The sequence below is a fragment of the Paenibacillus sp. BJ-4 genome (genome assembly GCF_020404765.1).
In the GTDB taxonomy this organism is placed as follows: Bacteria; Bacillota; Bacilli; order Paenibacillales; family Paenibacillaceae; genus Paenibacillus.
This window is the reverse complement of sequence record NZ_JAIVEM010000136.1, coordinates 1-201: the sequence shown is the minus strand read 5'-3', so window position 1 is coordinate 201 and position 201 is coordinate 1. Positions and strand designations below refer to the sequence as shown.

Sequence of the window (201 nt, the reverse complement as noted above, 5' to 3'; positions counted from 1 at the left end):
TTCCTGAGGAAGGTTCGTCCGCTCAGGGTAAGTCGGGACCTAAGGCGAGGCCGATAGGCGTAGTCGAAGGACAACAGGTAGAAATTCCTGTACCACCGTAATCCGCTATGAGCGATGGGGTGACGCAGTAGGGTAGTGACGCGGACCGATGGATGTCCGTCTAAGCAGTGAGGCTGGTGTGTAGGCAAATCCGCACATCGT

The 201-nt window shown here is 56.2% G+C and carries 1 rRNA gene; it reads left to right on the top strand.

Going from position 1 to position 201, the window contains the following annotated elements:
- Positions 1-201: ribosomal RNA gene (locus LCF57_RS19475) — 23S ribosomal RNA — on the top strand; the annotation flags it as partial.